The sequence below is a fragment of the Desulforhopalus sp. genome (assembly GCA_030247675.1).
In the GTDB taxonomy this organism is placed as follows: Bacteria; Desulfobacterota; Desulfobulbia; order Desulfobulbales; family Desulfocapsaceae; genus Desulforhopalus_A.
Genome location: JAOTRX010000004.1, coordinates 203,417 through 219,235, shown reverse-complemented (window position 1 = coordinate 219,235; position 15,819 = coordinate 203,417). Strand labels below are relative to the sequence as shown.

The 15,819-nt window shown below is 52.2% G+C and carries 11 protein-coding genes; 7 read left to right on the top strand and 4 right to left on the bottom strand.

Features of this window, described 5'->3' with window-relative positions:
• Nucleotides 1–59: 59 nt before the first annotated feature.
• Entirely contained in the window at nt 60–455 is a 396-nt protein-coding gene (locus OEL83_10485) for a hypothetical protein (GenBank protein ID MDK9707465.1), read from the bottom strand.
• A gap of 289 nt (nt 456–744) precedes the next feature.
• Here OEL83_10485 and OEL83_10480 point away from each other — a divergent pair, with 289 nt between their 5' ends.
• Entirely contained in the window at nt 745–2,829 is a 2,085-nt protein-coding gene (locus tag OEL83_10480; protein MDK9707464.1) for a metallophosphoesterase, read from the top strand.
• Nucleotides 2,830–2,866: 37 nt separating this feature from the next.
• On the opposite strand, the gene OEL83_10475 is transcribed toward OEL83_10480, so the two are convergent.
• Nucleotides 2,867–4,783, bottom strand: a complete 1,917-nt coding sequence (locus OEL83_10475) for a PBP1A family penicillin-binding protein (protein ID MDK9707463.1) — start codon at nt 4,781–4,783, stop codon at nt 2,867–2,869.
• Between the two features lie 88 nt (nt 4,784–4,871).
• Between OEL83_10475 and mutL the strand changes: the two genes are divergently transcribed.
• The 6 genes from mutL to OEL83_10445 all read left to right on the top strand — a co-directional run bounded on the left by mutL (nt 4,872) and on the right by OEL83_10445 (nt 13,568).
• On the top strand, nt 4,872–6,833 hold the full coding sequence (mutL, locus tag OEL83_10470; GenBank protein ID MDK9707462.1) for a DNA mismatch repair endonuclease MutL: 1,962 nt from the start codon (nt 4,872–4,874) through the stop codon (nt 6,831–6,833).
• 26 nt (nt 6,834–6,859) lie between these two features.
• Nucleotides 6,860–7,411: a 3D domain-containing protein gene (locus tag OEL83_10465; protein ID MDK9707461.1), complete on the top strand. Its 552-nt coding sequence runs from the start codon at nt 6,860–6,862 to the stop codon at nt 7,409–7,411.
• A 40-nt stretch (nt 7,412–7,451) separates the two neighbouring features.
• A complete protein-coding gene (locus OEL83_10460) occupies nt 7,452–8,702 on the top strand; it encodes an MFS transporter (GenBank protein MDK9707460.1) in 1,251 nt (416 codons plus the stop codon).
• A gap of 437 nt (nt 8,703–9,139) precedes the next feature.
• Nucleotides 9,140–10,174: a sugar ABC transporter substrate-binding protein gene (gene chvE, locus OEL83_10455; GenBank protein MDK9707459.1), complete on the top strand. Its 1,035-nt coding sequence runs from the start codon at nt 9,140–9,142 to the stop codon at nt 10,172–10,174.
• Between the two features lie 20 nt (nt 10,175–10,194).
• Nucleotides 10,195–12,966 carry a response regulator gene (locus tag OEL83_10450; protein MDK9707458.1) on the top strand — a complete coding sequence of 924 codons (2,772 nt, stop codon included), beginning with the start codon at nt 10,195–10,197 and terminating at the stop codon, nt 12,964–12,966.
• Entirely contained in the window at nt 12,963–13,568 is a 606-nt protein-coding gene (locus OEL83_10445; GenBank protein MDK9707457.1) for a response regulator transcription factor, read from the top strand. The genes OEL83_10450 and OEL83_10445 overlap by 4 nt, the downstream gene beginning before the upstream one ends.
• Before the next feature lie 37 nt (nt 13,569–13,605).
• Here OEL83_10445 and leuD read toward each other — a convergent pair whose 3' ends face one another.
• Nucleotides 13,606–14,241 (bottom strand): 3-isopropylmalate dehydratase small subunit, encoded by a 636-nt coding sequence (gene leuD, locus OEL83_10440; GenBank protein ID MDK9707456.1) that lies wholly within the window; start codon nt 14,239–14,241, stop codon nt 13,606–13,608.
• Between the two features lie 55 nt (nt 14,242–14,296).
• Complete coding sequence (gene leuC, locus OEL83_10435; protein MDK9707455.1) at nt 14,297–15,706, bottom strand: 3-isopropylmalate dehydratase large subunit; 1,410 nt, start codon at nt 15,704–15,706, stop codon at nt 14,297–14,299.
• Nucleotides 15,707–15,819 lie beyond the last annotated feature (113 nt).

The window sequence follows — 15,819 nt, the reverse complement described above, 5'->3', positions numbered from 1 at the left end:
CAGAAAATTTGTGGACAATAAAGCGTTTTGGTCGAAAGGCCAAAACGCTTTACTTTTTTTTATCTGCGAATGAGACGTATACTCACATCGTATCGGGCGGTGTCGATATCGGGAGGGAGAAGACTGGCATCCGGGACCATAATTGTCAGCACCCGGCCTTTTAGAGGATCGCTGCCCTGTTTGGTGCGCCTTTCCCGCCCCGATGGCCCGGCGATTCCCTTGCGGGGAGGACGAACATGCAACAGCTGAGCTTCGACAAAGGTACTGCCTTTGGCTTGCGGTTTCGGGCTCTGCGACTGCAGAGGGGGGATGGAACCGATAATAATCTCCATGAATTGCACTCCTTTTTGCGAGTTTGGCCACAAGTAGTAACCGATCACCGGCAAAACTGCAAGCCTGTTATCACCCTGGTTATCCGTTCTTTTGCTCGCTTCATGCAGCCTTTTTACCGACATTGAGATTCTCGTCATTACAGACCCCGCAACACGGCAACTGCCGCCTTTTGATGCAGTTCCCCCACGACCGGATACCTGGCAATCAACCGGTCTCCTCCTTATACATCCGGCAGTTCTCAGTGTATCGATGGTTTGTGACTTCCTTTTTAGTTAAAAGAAGGTAATATTTTGCACTCCCTTTCGAGTAAGGGCCGGTGGTATACAATCCGCTGCTCAGAATGGCTCTATAGACATTTTTCCGATTATTACCAGCCTGTCACCAGCATAAGAGGTGACTCCATGCATAGATATGACCGACCCGCTGAAGAAAATCCTCGAACCCATTAAAGAGCTGCAGAACATCCGCGGTATCGATCTGCCGATCGGCCTGGAATTTCTGCAGCTCGTTGTAACTGGCCCACCTGGAGCAGGTAAATCCTATTATATCGAACAGATACGAGGATGGCCGAACGAGGGCTACCTTGATTTGACCCAAAGAAACTGGTGGAAGGATCAATCCCTGGTCTTCCGGCCGCGGGAGGTGCATCTCGGCCTGCCCTTTCAAGGCTTCAAGGACGCCTTAACGGTTTTCGACAAGGAATGGCTGAGTTGCCCCGTCCCTCCGGGACTTGATTACCCGAGGATCCGGATACCTCCTACCAAGAGGTATTTTTTCCAAACCGACTGGCGTAACCGCTATATTTTCGAATTTCTTATCCCCAATCCATCGACCATATATCAACAGCGCCTGGACCGGCAAGACCAGGGATATTTTCCGGTGGACGACAATCTCAGCATAGAAATGGTCAGGCAGCAGGTGGCGGTTTATAGGGAGATGGCCCTTTACCTCCACCGTGCCGGTCTCAACGTCTATATCCGTAAAAGTCTTGATAAACCGCCGCTGATGATCGCCGAAAAAGGCATTGCCAGCGTACCCCGCTGGACCCTCGACAAAAGCCCACGGCGACCCAGCCTGCGAACCATCGCCGGCTGGAAATATCTTCTTCGCAGCCATAATCCGATTCGCTGGATCACCCTCGACACTCAGCCTCTCGCCCTGGAAAGTGCCGGGCGCATAGCCCACGATGGCCGGAGTTTCGAACTGCATGTCGGAGACACCCGCCTGCGATTCCAACCGGACATCCCCATCGGCAGCAAGAAAAACACCGGCCAGAAGAACTGGATTATCACCTCTCACCAAGGCTGCTCCCACAAGGCCATCAGCGGCTTCCTGCGCATCCGAGTTGGTGAAACAATTGTTATTGGCCGTAACCACAAAGAGTTCCGCCAGCTTTTCCAACTTGCCGAAAACGTCGCGGAAAAACACGTGAGCGTCACCAATGACAAGGGTGACCTCATCCTCACTCCCCTGGTAAGTGAGGTGCCGACCCAGGTGCTGCGCCATGACGACCACGATTATCGTGAACAGCTGGCCCTTGGGCGGCACAAGGCCCTACTGGAAATCGGCCGTCTCTACGGCCAGACCCTTGCCCCCATGCCGCCGGAAAAGGCCCTGGCGACCCTCAAAAAGGTCAATGCCCTGCTGAGCCACGACGAACCCTTTCGCCCAAAAAACAGGTGGGGAAAACCTGGCGGTTTGGTGGAAATCCCCGCCGACGCCACCCCGGTAATCGTCGGCGACCTGCATGCCCAGGTCAATAACCTCTTGAAAATCCTCAGCGAAAATTGTCTGCTCGACTGCCTGAAGATGAAGAACGCCACCCTGATCATTCTGGGCGACGCGGTCCACTCAGAAATGGCTGGCGAAATCGCCAAGTTCGATACCTCCATGCTGATCATGGACATCATCTTCCAACTCAAACTGGCCTTTCCCGGCAATGTTTTCTATATCCGTGGCAACCATGACAGTTTTGACCCGGAGATCCATAAGGGTGGCGTGATGCAGGGAATTCTCTGGCGCGAGGCCCTGCTGAAACAGCGAGGAGAGGAATACGTCCGGGAGATGGAGATTTTTTATGGCGCCCTGCCCTACCTTATCCGTTCGGAGAGCTTTATCGCCTGCCATGCCGGGCCACCGCGCGACACCATCAGCCGGGAGGACCTGATCAATATCGCCGACAAGCCACTCCTTGCCGCCGAGCTCGTCAATACCCGGCTGCATCGCCCCGGCAACCTTTCCGGTTACACCAAGGGCGATGTCAAGAGATTCCGCAAGGGTCTCGATCTTGCCCCGAAGACCCGTTTTATCGTCGGCCACACCCCCATGGACCCCTTCGGCAGTTTTTGGCTGCACGCCGGTTCCATTAAAAATCATCACGTCATCTATAGCGCCCATGCCGAGGGGCCAAGTATCATTATCCGTACCGGGGCGACGTTTAATTCCATCACCTTCCCCTCCGAGCCGCTAACGGATATAATCAATGATCTTATGTAGTTAAAATGATACCCCCCACACTACCCTGCACCCGGAGCTATTGCCCACCGCGCAGGGCCAGCATAAAATCCCGCCAGATCGGCGCCGCGGCCGCCCCGCCGCTCTCGCCGGTGCCCATTGACTCATTGCGATCATTGCCAACCCAGACCCCTGCGGTGTATTGGTCGTCGTAGCCGATAAACCAGGCGTCGCGATAGTCATCGGTGGTGCCGGTCTTACCGCCGGCTACACCGGGCACCTCGATGACCGCCTTGCCGGTACCCTCCATCACCACCGCCCGCAGCATGCTGCGCATCTGCGAAAGTACCCCGACCCCGAGCACCGTCCGACGCTTCCGTCCCCGTTCCGGTGAAAGGGTGATGCCTTCGGCCAGGACAATCTTTTCGATAAATGACGGCTCGATATAGGTGCCATTGCCGGCAAAGGGAACGTAAGCCGCTGTCATATCAAGGATTGACACTTCGGTTGCCCCGAGGGCCAAAGACAGATTGTTCGGAAAATTTGGTCCGAGGCCGGCGCTTTTGGCGATCTTATGCACCTCCTTATAACCGGTTTTCTGCATCAACCGGACAGTAGCGGTGTTGAGTGAATGGGCCAGAGCATCGATCAGGGTCGTTTCCCCGTGATAGCGACCGGAGTAGTTTTGTGGACTCCAGGGCCTGCCGTCCTTGCCGGTAACGGTCAGTGGACTGTCCTCGATCAGTGAATCCGGGGCCCAGCCCTGGCTGAGTGCCGCCGCATACACAAAGGGTTTAAAGGTCGATCCGGCCGGGCGTTTGGCCTGGGTGGCTCGGTCAAAAGGGGAAAGGGAAAAAGAGGTGCCACCCACTGCCGCCAAGACCCTGCCGGTGGCAGTCTCGATGCACACCAGTCCACCCTGGAGCAGGGTGTTGGTATCCTTGCCGGCAACGGTCTGCCGGGCAAAACTTGCCCGCACGCCCCGCCGCACCGCCACTCCTGCCAATTCCTGCATTGCCGTGTCAAGATGAGTGTAAATGTGCACCCCGGCGTTTTGCAGCGGTACCCCGAGCATGGCCCGGGCCTGCCGTTTCACCACCTCAAGATAGTATCCGGTATCGTCGGTTGCTTGCTGCCGGCGGCGGATACCGAGATTGATTTCTTCAATAAAGGCGAGCTGCGCCGCAGCAGCACTGATATGGCCGTCGGCGGCCATGCGGTTGAGGACATATTTCTGCCGTTCGATGGCCTTGTCCAGGTGATCAAAGAGCGAATACCGGCTTGGTGCCTGGGGTAGACCGGCAAGCAGAGCGCACTCGGCAAGAGTGAGTTCCGATGAACTCTTCCCGAAATAGGTCTGGGCCGCCGCCTCAACCCCATAAGCACCTTCGCCGAGATAAATATGATTAAGATAGATATGTAGGATCTCATCCTTGCTAAGCAATTTATCTATCCGCCAGGCCAGAATTGCCTCTTTGAACTTCCTGATATAGGTCTTCTCCGGCGTCAGCAGCAGCGATTTGATGACCTGCTGGGTGATGGTCGACCCGCCCTGGCTCCTCGCTCCATCGATAATGTTGTTGATCGCCGCCCGCAGAACCGAGAAAAAATCAAGGCCGGGGTGCTCATAAAACCGCCCATCCTCGGCGGCAACGAAGGCCTTCGGCAAATACGGCGACATGGCACTTAAGGGAATAACGGTACGGTCCTCAATGAACATCCGGTCGACAATCTCACCTTTCCGGTCGTAGATGATCGTCGCCTGGGAGGGATTGTAGCTGGCCACGGCGCCGATATCAGGAATCTTCAGACTGACAAGAAAGTACAGCATTCCGCCAAGAAAGGCGGTCTGGAGCAGGCAGACAAAGATAAAGAAAAATGAGATGTGCTTGTCCGTATAGGCACAGGTGGTGGCACCTCGGTCGGCGTCAGCACCACCTTCTTCTTGGATCTCCGGATTCTTTAGTTTTGCTGGTGACACTGTCGTAACACTCATGGTAATGTTTCGCCCGCAGAAAGGGCCGGGCCCCGCCCGCCACACTCTAACATCTGGCCGTCAACTATCAACTGGAAAGTCCTCAGTCATGGCAAAAATCCGTATCCTTCCCGAACAGCTTGCCAATCAGATCGCCGCCGGCGAGGTCGTCGAACGTCCGGCCTCGGTGGTAAAGGAGCTGCTGGAAAATAGCCTTGATGCCGGGGCAAGCCGCATCGAGGTGGAAATCGAAGGAGGCGGCACACGACTGATCCGCATCATCGACAACGGTGCGGGCATGGACGAGGACGATCTCCTGCTCTGCCTTGAACGACACGGAACCTCAAAACTGGCAACCGAAAAAGACCTGACCGCCATTGCCACCCTTGGCTTTCGCGGTGAGGCCATACCGTCTATCGGTTCAGTCTCCGAGCTGACCATTACCTCAAGACCGGCTGAGGCAGCCCTCGGGTCGCGAGTGGTGTTACAGTACGGCAAGCTGACCAAGGCCCATGAAACCGGCTGCGGCTACGGCACGACCTGCGAGGTGCGCAACCTCTTTGGCAACACCCCGGCCAGACGAAAATTCCTCCGTTCGGCCCGCACCGAACTCAGTCATATCGAAGAAGTCATCAAGAACTACGCCCTTTCTTCGCCGTCCACCACCTTTATCCTGCGTATCGATGGCCGGGAAACGGTTTCCCTCGATCGCACCCTGTCGGTAGCCGAACGACTGGCTGTTCTCCTGCACTACGAAGGCCGGTTTATCGAGATCGGCAAAGGTGAGAAAGGCCCTGCCGGCCACGAAGTAAGCGGGTTTCTCCTGCCGCCGGAGAAGGTGACCATTGGCCCAGCCAGATTGCGGATCTTTGTAAACGGACGGATCATCCGCGACAGGATGATCGTCCATGCAGTGACCGAAGGCATGCGCAGCTTTCTCATGAAGGGCAAAAACCCCTCCGGACTCATCCATCTCACCCTGCCTCCCAGCGAAGTCGATGTTAATGTCCATCCGGCCAAACACGAAGTGCGTTTCCGCAGCTCGAAAGAGGTCCACCAGCTGGTCCTCGACTCGGTGGCCAAGGCCATGCGCGACCAGCAAGATATCCTGAAGATGACCATCTTCGCGACGAGTCTTGCCAGCGAACCAAGGGCCATCCCCTTTGAATCCGGGACGACTGATGAATCGCCGGGCAACTTACCTGACCCATTGCCCCGGTATGGGACGAGTGACAGAATCCCGGCCATGGAGATGCCAGGGGCATCGTTGTCGACAGAGAAAGCAGTTTCAGTAACTTCCCGGCCGGCATCGGCTGCAGCGGCAAGATCCTTCGCGGAACACTTACCGACATCAGGGCCTAGTCACGAGCCGGCGCAATCCCCTCGGCCACAATCCCTTCTGGCAACCGCCGAGCCTCTGCCAAGCCCCAGCCGCCGACAGGAAGACACTCCGCCGTCCAAAGAAGCAGCAAGACAACAGCCGCAAGCCCCCGCCCATAATCTTCTGGTTATCGGCCAATACGATAATTTGTATATCTTTTGCCGCAACAGCGAAGGTCTCCTGGTCATCGATCAACATGCCGCCCATGAGCGACTCTTGTTTGAAAAGCTCCACAATCAATATCAAAAGGCGGCAATTGCACGGCAAAACCTGATGTTTCCGGTATCGGTAGAGCTTTCTCTCTTTCAGGCAAGACTTGTGGAAAAATTCAGCGAGGAAATAGACCGAATGGGTTTTTCCATCCGCGATTTCGGCGGCAATACCTACATCATCTCAGCCATCCCGGCGCTGGCCGGCACTACCAACCCGCTTGACCTTTTTCTGAATATTCTGGAAAAGTTCGGCAGCGAAGACAACAGCTCAGACCGGGGCGGCTGCCTGGACACCATCCTGGCAACCATGGCCTGCAAGGCGGCGGTAAAGGCCGGGACGGAATTGACTCCCATGGAGATTGACAAGTTGCTTGGTGAGATGGCCAAGGCGGATCTTTTCTCCCATTGCCCCCATGGCCGGCCGGTCGTCCGCCAGTTCAGCCGCGAGGAGATTAAAAAGTGGTTCTATCGGACATAGCTGCGAGACATTCTTTCAGGACCATAATGGCAATCCGGCATAAGCGAACGACGGTTCTGCTGCCACTCATGCTGCTCCTGCTTTTCTTCGGTGGATGTGCCAAACCGACGATCACCAAGGTCCTCGACACCACCGCCTATTGCGGCTGTTCCATCTGCTGCAGCTGGGAGCGAGGCAGCTGGCGTTGGTTGAAACTGGATTTCTGGAATCGCTATGTCAGCGCCGGCCCCCGGACCGGCAAACCCTACAACGGCCTTACCGCCAGCGGCACGGTGCCGTATGAACCGGAAGAAGGCTTCTTTTCCATAGACAGTTTGACCCGTCCCTGGATGATCCCCATCCGCCTGATACTCTTCCCCTGGTATTTCATGCCCAAGGACGGTACCATAGCAGCCGACACCAAATATTTCCCCTTTGGAACCCGGATGTACGTCCCCGGCTATGGCTGGGGTACCATTCAGGACCGGGGCAAGAGTATTAAAGGCCCAACGCGCATTGATCTCTATTTCGACTCCCATGGCGATGCCCGTGCATGGGGGAAAAAGAAGCTTCGGGTAACCGTCGAAAGTTCCCGATGATCAACCAATTTCCAACATCTAAGGGCGATAGGAAATCACCATGAGCCTGCATCCAGCGACCCTTTTGCGGGTCTTTCTCCCCTTTGCCGCCGGCTATTTTCTTTCCTATTTGTACCGGGTAGTCAACGCGGTCATCGCCCCGGATCTGATCGCCGACACCGGTATCGGCCCTTCCGCCCTCGGCATGCTCACCGCCGTATATTTCATCACCTTTGCCTCCTTCCAGCTGCCCCTCGGCGTCCTCCTTGACCGCTATGGGCCGCGCAGAGTTGAGGCGGCGCTGCTGCTCATTGCCGCTCTCGGCGCCCTGATTTTTTCCAGCGCCACACAACTTTTCGGTCTGGTGCTCGGCCGGGCCTGTATCGGCCTTGGCGTCTCCGCCTGTCTGATGGCCGCCTTCAAGGCATACACCCTGTGGTTTGAGAAAGCAAAATGGCCGCTCATCAACGGCCTGCAGATGGCCGCAGGCGGACTTGGCGCCCTGGCGGCGACTTCCCCGGTAGAGGCGGCTCTCAAGATTACCGACTGGCGGGGGGTGTTCATGGGCCTTGCCATCCTCACCCTGGCCGCCGCCGGGGCAGTCTTCCTGATCGTACCGGAAAAACCAGGACTTAACGAAAAAAAAGAAAACCTGAACAACCAAATTCTCGGAATTAAGGAGATTTTTACCAGCAGGATGTTTTGGCGGACCGCCCCGTTGACCACCGCATCCCAGGCGGCTTTTATGGCCATCCAGGGGCTATGGGCAGGACCATGGCTGACACATATCGGCAAACTCAGTCGGGCTGAGGTGGCCGATACGCTTTTCTGGGTTGCCGCAGCAATGGTTGCGGGCTTTATCATCCTCGGCACGCTTGCTGAAAGGCTGAGCAGGAGGGGTATCGGTGTGGCAATAACTGCCGTTGTCGGTATGTCTCTATTCATGCTGGTACAGGTCCTGCTGATGGTGCAACCGACCGGTTGGCTGTTTCCCCTGTGGCTGGCCTTCGGCTTTCTTGGCACCTCCGGAGTTGTTGCCTATTCCGCCCTTTCTCAGGACTTTCCCGTACATCTCTCCGGGCGGGTGACAACCGCCCTCAATCTCCTGGTCTTTGTCGCCGCCTTTGTGGCCCAGTGGGCGGTTGGGGCGATCATCGGCCTCTTTACGGTAGATGTGGGCCAGGCCCTCACCGTCACCGGTTTCAATGCCGGATTCGGACTGTTGCTACTCTTCGAATTTGCTGGTCTTGTCAACTTCCTGGTCATCTCAGCAAAACATTTGCCCGATAAGATGAAAGAAAAGACCAATTAGTTTTCCCCTTGCCGGCTCTCGGTTAAATAGCCGGGGGGCTTCACGGCACGATCCCTATTTAAGGTCTCTGTCTCTTCAGCATCGAGAAGAGTCAGACCGATCTCGTCAAGGCCTTACAGCAACCGGTGACGGCAAAATTCCTCGATAACCTACGATAAGGGAAATTTCGAAGGAAATTGCCAGCAAGCTGATATTCACGGTATGGTCATCAAATCCTGGCCAAAACCAGCCTCGATATTTCCAATTTCCAGATAAAACGATTAAAATATGAAACATCCAGAGTTTTAGAGGAAACACATAATGTGTGTTTTACATGATAGGCAGTACTGGTTTTAGAATATTTCAACAAAAGATCGTTTTGCCCTGTCGATGCTTGCAATTACGGCCAGCGACTATTTCAAGTGAGTAAAATACATGTCAATAATGAGGATTTGAAAATGATTAATAAAACAAGAGATGGCGTTGTTTATTTTGTGATTTTTTTTTTAATCGGCATCTTCCAAGATTGTATTGCGGCGGCACAGATCGATTCAGAAAAGTCAAATATAACGATTGGTTTTTCTCTGGGAACCAGACGGGAAGAAAGGTGGTTAAGAGATCAAAAATTATTTACCGAAAAGGTTAAAGAGTTAGGAGGCGCTGTTAATATAAAATTCGCCAACAATGACAGTATTCTCCAAATGTCCCAAGCAGAAAATTTGATAATGCAGGGGGTCGATATCCTAGTCATTGTACCTCATGATGGTGAGACTGCTGCAGATATTGTTGCAATGGCTCATAACGAGGGAATCAAGGTAATCGCCTATGATCGTCTGATTAAAAACTGTGATTTGGATTTTTATGTTTCGTTCGACAATGTAATGGTAGGCGAACTGCAGGCAAAAAGCATTCTATCTGTTATTGATAGGGGTGACTTTGCCTATATTGGAGGATCACAGAATGACCACAACTCCTACTTAGTAAAAAATGGAACTTTTAATATAATACAACCTATAATCAACAACGGCCATATCAATCTTGTACTGGATACGTTTACTGAAGACTGGAGACCTGACATAGCATTTGATCACCTAAAGGCGTATTTAGAGAAAAATAAGCATATAGATGCTGTTATTTGTGCAAATGACGGCACTGCTTTTGGCGCAATCCAGGCGCTCAAAGAATATGAATTGGCGGGCAAAGTTCCTGTATCCGGCCAAGATGCAGAATTGCCGGCATGTCAGAGGATCGTTCAAGGCTTGCAGACAGTTACTGTATACAAACCTATACGACTCCTCGCTGAAAAGGCGGCGCAAATTGCTATGTTGATTGCACAGAGAAAAGCTGTTGAACCGAATAAGACTATTTATAATGGGGCCATTGAAGTACCTTCATATCTTATTGATCCTATAGCGGTGACAAAAGAAAATATGGATGACACTATTATTAAAGATGGGTTTCACTCCCGTGAAGACGTTTATATAAAAAATTAATATCTTTAATGGGAAATAACATGATAAATACCATTAAAAGCAGGCTAATTTTAACTTCCCTCACTATTATATGTATAATATTTGTACTGATAGTTGTTTTAATGCGAATGCATGTGAAAATTACTGCGGAGTATGAGAAAATAATTGACCACATCATTCTCGAGTATTCGATCATTGATGAAACATCTCGCTTTGTTCTAAGCTCCAATTCCATTCTCAACAATATTAACAATCAAACGAGAATGGCAAATTATCTTATTATCAAAAAAGATTTACAGTCAATTTTTGCAAAGCTTGATTCCGTCATTATTGAAGATGAAATAAAGGTTTATTATAAAGGGCTCAAGAATATTGTTATAAGAATGATTCAAAGCTCTGATGAAGTCGTAGATGAGGTTTTGAAAGGAAAGATTGAAAATATTTCAAAAATATATACATCCCTTAATCAGAAAAATGCATTTGTAAGAGAGAATACAGGTAACCTTATTCTAATGGAACTTTCATATATTAAGGTTCTTCAGGAAGAAAAAAAGAAAGTCAATGTAAAAATATTAACGGCTGGTATTGTTTTAATTATTGTTGTTTGTCTTTCGTGTATCTTTTTTGTATTTTTTTCTTCACATAAAATTTCGGCGCCTATTATAAAACTTTCCCGGTTAGCCGAAAACGTTTCGGACGGAGAGCTTAATGTAAAATTTGAGAAGACAATGTTGGACAGAAAAGATGAGATAGGGAATTTGTCTCAATCATTTCTATTTATGATCACAAAGTTAAAGGAAAAAATTGAGGAAACTGAAGCGGCTAACCTTTCTAAAAGCGAGTTTCTCGCCAATATGAGCCATGAAATTCGCACACCTATAAATGGTGTCATTGGAATGACTGGTCTTCTGCTGTCAACCGATCTTACCCCGGAACAGCAGGATTATGCCAAAAACATTCAGGCCAGCGGAGATGCTTTGCTTTCCTTGATCAAGGATATTCTTGATCTATCAAAAATCGAGGCTGGAAAGCTTGATTTTGAAGTAATCGCTTTTATTCTTAGAGATACCCTGGAAGAGGTAGCGGATCTGTCCGCTTTTAAGGCCCATGAAAAAGGCCTGGAGTATGTCATTATTGTCCACCCGGAGGTTCCCAGCCGGTTATTGGGTGACCCGGCGAGACTGCGGCAGGTTTTGCTTAATCTTGTCAATAATGCCATTAAATTCACTGAAACCGGAGAAGTGATTGTTGAAGTGTCATTAGACAGTGAAACAGCAACCACTTGCCGCATTTGTTTTACCATTCGAGACACAGGAATCGGTATTGCGGAGGACAAACAAGGAAAGCTGTTTAACGCTTTTTCCCAGGTGGATGGGTCCACGACGCGAAAATATGGCGGAACCGGATTAGGACTATCCATTTCAAAACGGCTGGTGGAGCTCATGGATGGAGATATAGGGCTTGTGAGCCGAGAAGGAGAAGGATCGAGTTTCTGGTTTACAGCGCAGTTTCAAAAGCAGCTAACAGCAGTTGATGACGTTACGTTTCCGCTAGCCGATATTTCCGGAAAACGGGTTCTCATCGTTGATGATAATAAGACCAATCGTTTTGTCTTGAGAGAGCAACTTAAGGTCTGGGGCTGCAGGTGCGCTGAAGCTTCAAGAGCCCCGGAGGCATTGGAAATCCTTCATCGGGCAAGTGCATCAGGCGATGGGTTTGATGTCGCAATTATTGACATGCAGATGCCGGTTATGAGTGGAGATCAGCTGGGCTCCGCCATCAAGCAGGATCAGAAACTGAAACAGACGCGACTGGTGATGATGAGTTCCGCTGCACGTCCTGGGGATGCAACGCGTCTGGAGCAGATGGGCTTTTCGGCTTACCTGAGCAAACCAGTGAAACAATTAGGTCTTTTTGAATGCCTGACAACGCTTGTGGGTCTGAATCGAAACTCCGGCAACAAGCAGTCCGTCCCTTTTGTGGCACGGCATGTCCTGCCCGAGAAACACATGGTGAAACGAAGGATTCTCCTAGCCGAAGACAACCTCATCAACCAAAAAGTAGCCGCCGGAATACTTGGAAAACTTGGTTTTCCTGTTGACATCGTCTGTAATGGAAAAGAAGCGATAAAAGCCCTTGAAACCATACCCTACTCACTGGTTTTCATGGACTGCCACATGCCGGAAATGGATGGCTATGCGGCCACCGCAGCTATCCGAGATCCTGGATCAACCGTTATTAATCGACACCTGCCGATTGTCGCTTTGACGGCCGATGCCATGGAAGGCGACAGGCAGAAAGCCCTTGCAGCCGGGATGAACGATTATTTGGCCAAACCGATCATGCCTGAAGACCTGGAACGGATTTTAAACACCTGGCTTACCGGGCCTCCTGTTGCCGCACTCCAGAATGGAATCGATCTAAACACGACAACCTCAAGAGATCCTGAAAATGTCCGGCCTTTATCTGAAACAGTTTCTCAGGTACTTAATTATACTGTACTGCTTGACCGGCTTTTGGGAGACAAACCAATGGCCGATGAAATCCTAGGGGTGTTTCTGACTGATCTCGAAGACCAGGTACAGCAGTTGACAATTTTCGTGGAAAGCGGGGATACCATATCCGCTGCCGGCCAGGCCCACAAATTAAAGGGAGCTGCCGGCAATGTAGGCGCCGAACTTTTGCGGGAGATTGCCCAGGCAATAGAAACAGCTGCCCGCAACAATTTTTTCGATGAGCTCAACAGGTTAAAACCAGAACTTGTATTCCGTTATCAAGAACTGAGAAACGCTATTAAAGAGAGGCCTGTGTGAAAATTCTCATTGTTGAAGATGATCTGACCTCCCGCCTCATGCTTAAAGGGATCCTTGTCAAATGGGGGCATGACGTCCTTATTGCCTCAGATGGTTTCGAAGCATTGAAGCAGCTCCAGACAGCCGACAGGCCCCAGGCGGTAATTCTCGACTGGGAAATGCCGGGACTGGACGGCCTGGAAGTCTGCCGACAAATTAAAAAAATGGATCTTTCTGCTCCCATCCATACGATTTTGCTCACGGGAAGAGGCTCCAAGGAAGAAATTGTTCAGGGACTTGATGCCGGGGCCGATGATTACATCACCAAACCCTTTGATGCCAATGAACTCAAAGCCAGGGTCCGGGCTGCTGAGCGCATGGTTCAGGTTCAGGAAACCCTTGCCCGGAAGGTTGAGGATTTGGAAGAGGCCCTGAAACACGTGAAACTGCTCCAGGGGATTATACCGATCTGCATGCATTGCCATAAAATCCGTAACGATAACCAGGCCTGGGATCAACTTGAAGCATATATAACAGACCACTCCGATGCTCAGTTCAGCCATTCTGTGTGTCCTGATTGTGTGAGTAAGTTTTATTCGGATCTGAATGACGATGGCAAATGAGCATGCCGTCTCTCAAGGGCCTTTTCGATCTTTTGTATTAGAAGAGCCAGGGAGCAGCCTTGGCCCAGTTCTTTTCATAGGTTCGTATCTCTTCAGCATGGAGCAGGGTCAGGCCGATATCATCAAGGCCCTGCAACAACCGGTGACGGCGAAACCCCTCGATTGCAAAGGCGATGCTCTCACCACTCGGAGTGCCGATGTTTTGCGCTTCAAGGTCGACGGTCAGCCGGTACCCGGGATTCGTAGAGACCTCGGCAAACAGCCTGTCAATCAGTGAGGGCTCAAGACTAATCGCCAGCAAGCCGTTATTGACGGTATTGGTCAAAAAGATATCGGCAAAGCTCGGGGCAATGACCACCCGGATGCCGAAGTCAACCAAGGCCCAGACCGCATGTTCGCGGGACGATCCACAGCCGAAATTTTCCCGGGTAAGAAGGATCTGAGCGTTTTGGTAGCGCGCATCGTTGAGAAGAAAACCGGTGTTGATCCGCCGTTTGCCGTGATCCATGTAGGGCTCACCTGGGTCGAGGTAGCGCCAATCGTCAAAGAGATTAGCACCAAAGCCGGTGCGATGGATGGATTTGAGATACTGTTTGGGGATGATTGCATCGGTATCGACGTTGGCACGGTCAATCGGCAATACAAGGCCGGAGAGTTGGGTAAATGCTTGCATATTTTCACCTTTTATTGATTCATTTGCTATGGGTACCGGGCAGTATTTTGGCGTATCAGGACCATGCTTCCCTTCGTACATCGACAAAGTGCCCGGCAATGGCTGCCGCAGCGGCCATGGCCGGACTGACCAGATGGGTCCGGCCGCCCTGCCCCTGCCGACCTTCAAAATTACGGTTTGAGGTGGCGGCGCAGCGCTCGCCGGGGGCAAGACGATCGTCATTCATCGCCAGACACATTGAGCAACCCGGCTCACGCCACTCAAACCCGGCGGCGCGAAATACCTGATCAAGGCCCTCCGCCTCGGCCTGCCGTTTCACCAGTCCGGAACCGGGCACCACCAAGGCCAATTTGATGGTTTTGGCCACCTTGCGGCCATGGATCACCGCGGCGGCTGCACGCAAATCCTCAATGCGGCCATTGGTGCATGAACCGATAAAGACCTTATCGAGCTGAATCTCGGTGAGGGCTGTACCGGGGACCAGATCCATATACATGAGGGCCCGGCGCATTCCTTCTGCCTTCACCGCATCCTTTTCGTCCCGTGGATCAGGTACGGCGGCATCAATCGGTGCGACCATTTCCGGCGATGTCCCCCAGCTGACCATGGGTGCAAGAGATGCGACGTCGATCGTGACAACCCGGTCAAAGACCGCGTCGGTATCGCTGTGCAGTTCGCTCCAGGCGACAACCGCCTTCTCCATGATTTCACCACGAGGGGCAAAGGGGCGATTTTGCACATAGGCCACCGTCTTGTCGTCGGCGGCGATCAATCCCGCCCGCGCTCCGGCCTCAATGGCCATATTGCAGACGGTCATTCGCCCCTCCATACTCAGGGCACGGATGGCTTGTCCTGCGAATTCGATGACACAACCGGTGGCCCCGGCTGTACCGATTTGTCCGATAATCGCCAGGATCATATCTTTCGCGGTCACCCCCGGTCCTGCCTGCCCGTTGAGCCTCACCAGCATCGACCTGGACTTTTTTTGCACCAGGCACTGGGTGGCGAGGACATGCTCCACCTCGGAGGTTCCAATGCCAAAAGCCAGTGCCGCAAAGGCGCCGTGCGTTGCAGTATGGGAATCACCGCAGACCACCGTCATCCCGGGGAGGATTGCCCCCTGCTCCGGCCCAATGACATGCACTATCCCCTGCCTGATGTCGGCAAGTTTGAATTGGGTTATTCCCAGAGATCTACAATTATCGTCCAGGGTTTGCACCTGCAGACGCGAGGCCGGGTCGGCAATCCCCCCGCTCCGGTCGGTGGTGGGGACATTGTGGTCGGCCACCGCCAGAATGCTTTGCCGCCGCCAGGGCTGCCGGCCGGCCAAACGCAGTCCCTCAAAGGCCTGGGGCGAGGTAACCTCATGCACCAGATGCCGGTCAATATACAAGAGACAGGTGCCATCGCCGTTGTCGCGCACCACATGCGCGTCCCAGAGTTTGTCGTAGAGATTTTGAGCCATTAGAATCCTCCTTGTTAATGCCGGTCAATTGCCGAGGTCTTTACCATAAAAATCATTGTCTGCTGTTGAAACTGAGCATAGACCTTTCGTTTAAATAACTCAAATTCATTATT

What these genes read in the sequence shown, in the direction of transcription:
- OEL83_10475 (MDK9707463.1), bottom strand. Translation starts at nt 4,783, where the DNA reads ATGAGTGTTACGACAGTGTCACCAGCAAAACTAAAGAATCCGGAGATC.
- leuC (MDK9707455.1), bottom strand. Translation starts at nt 15,706, where the DNA reads ATGGCTCAAAATCTCTACGACAAACTCTGGGACGCGCATGTGGTGCGC.
- OEL83_10485 (MDK9707465.1), bottom strand. Translation starts at nt 455, where the DNA reads ATGTCGGTAAAAAGGCTGCATGAAGCGAGCAAAAGAACGGATAACCAG.
- leuD (MDK9707456.1), bottom strand. Translation starts at nt 14,241, where the DNA reads ATGCAAGCATTTACCCAACTCTCCGGCCTTGTATTGCCGATTGACCGT.
- OEL83_10465 (MDK9707461.1), top strand. Translation starts at nt 6,860, where the DNA reads ATGGCAATCCGGCATAAGCGAACGACGGTTCTGCTGCCACTCATGCTG.
- OEL83_10460 (MDK9707460.1), top strand. Translation starts at nt 7,452, where the DNA reads ATGAGCCTGCATCCAGCGACCCTTTTGCGGGTCTTTCTCCCCTTTGCC.
- OEL83_10450 (MDK9707458.1), top strand. Translation starts at nt 10,195, where the DNA reads ATGATAAATACCATTAAAAGCAGGCTAATTTTAACTTCCCTCACTATT.
- mutL (MDK9707462.1), top strand. Translation starts at nt 4,872, where the DNA reads ATGGCAAAAATCCGTATCCTTCCCGAACAGCTTGCCAATCAGATCGCC.
- OEL83_10480 (MDK9707464.1), top strand. Translation starts at nt 745, where the DNA reads ATGACCGACCCGCTGAAGAAAATCCTCGAACCCATTAAAGAGCTGCAG.
- chvE (MDK9707459.1), top strand. Translation starts at nt 9,140, where the DNA reads ATGATTAATAAAACAAGAGATGGCGTTGTTTATTTTGTGATTTTTTTT.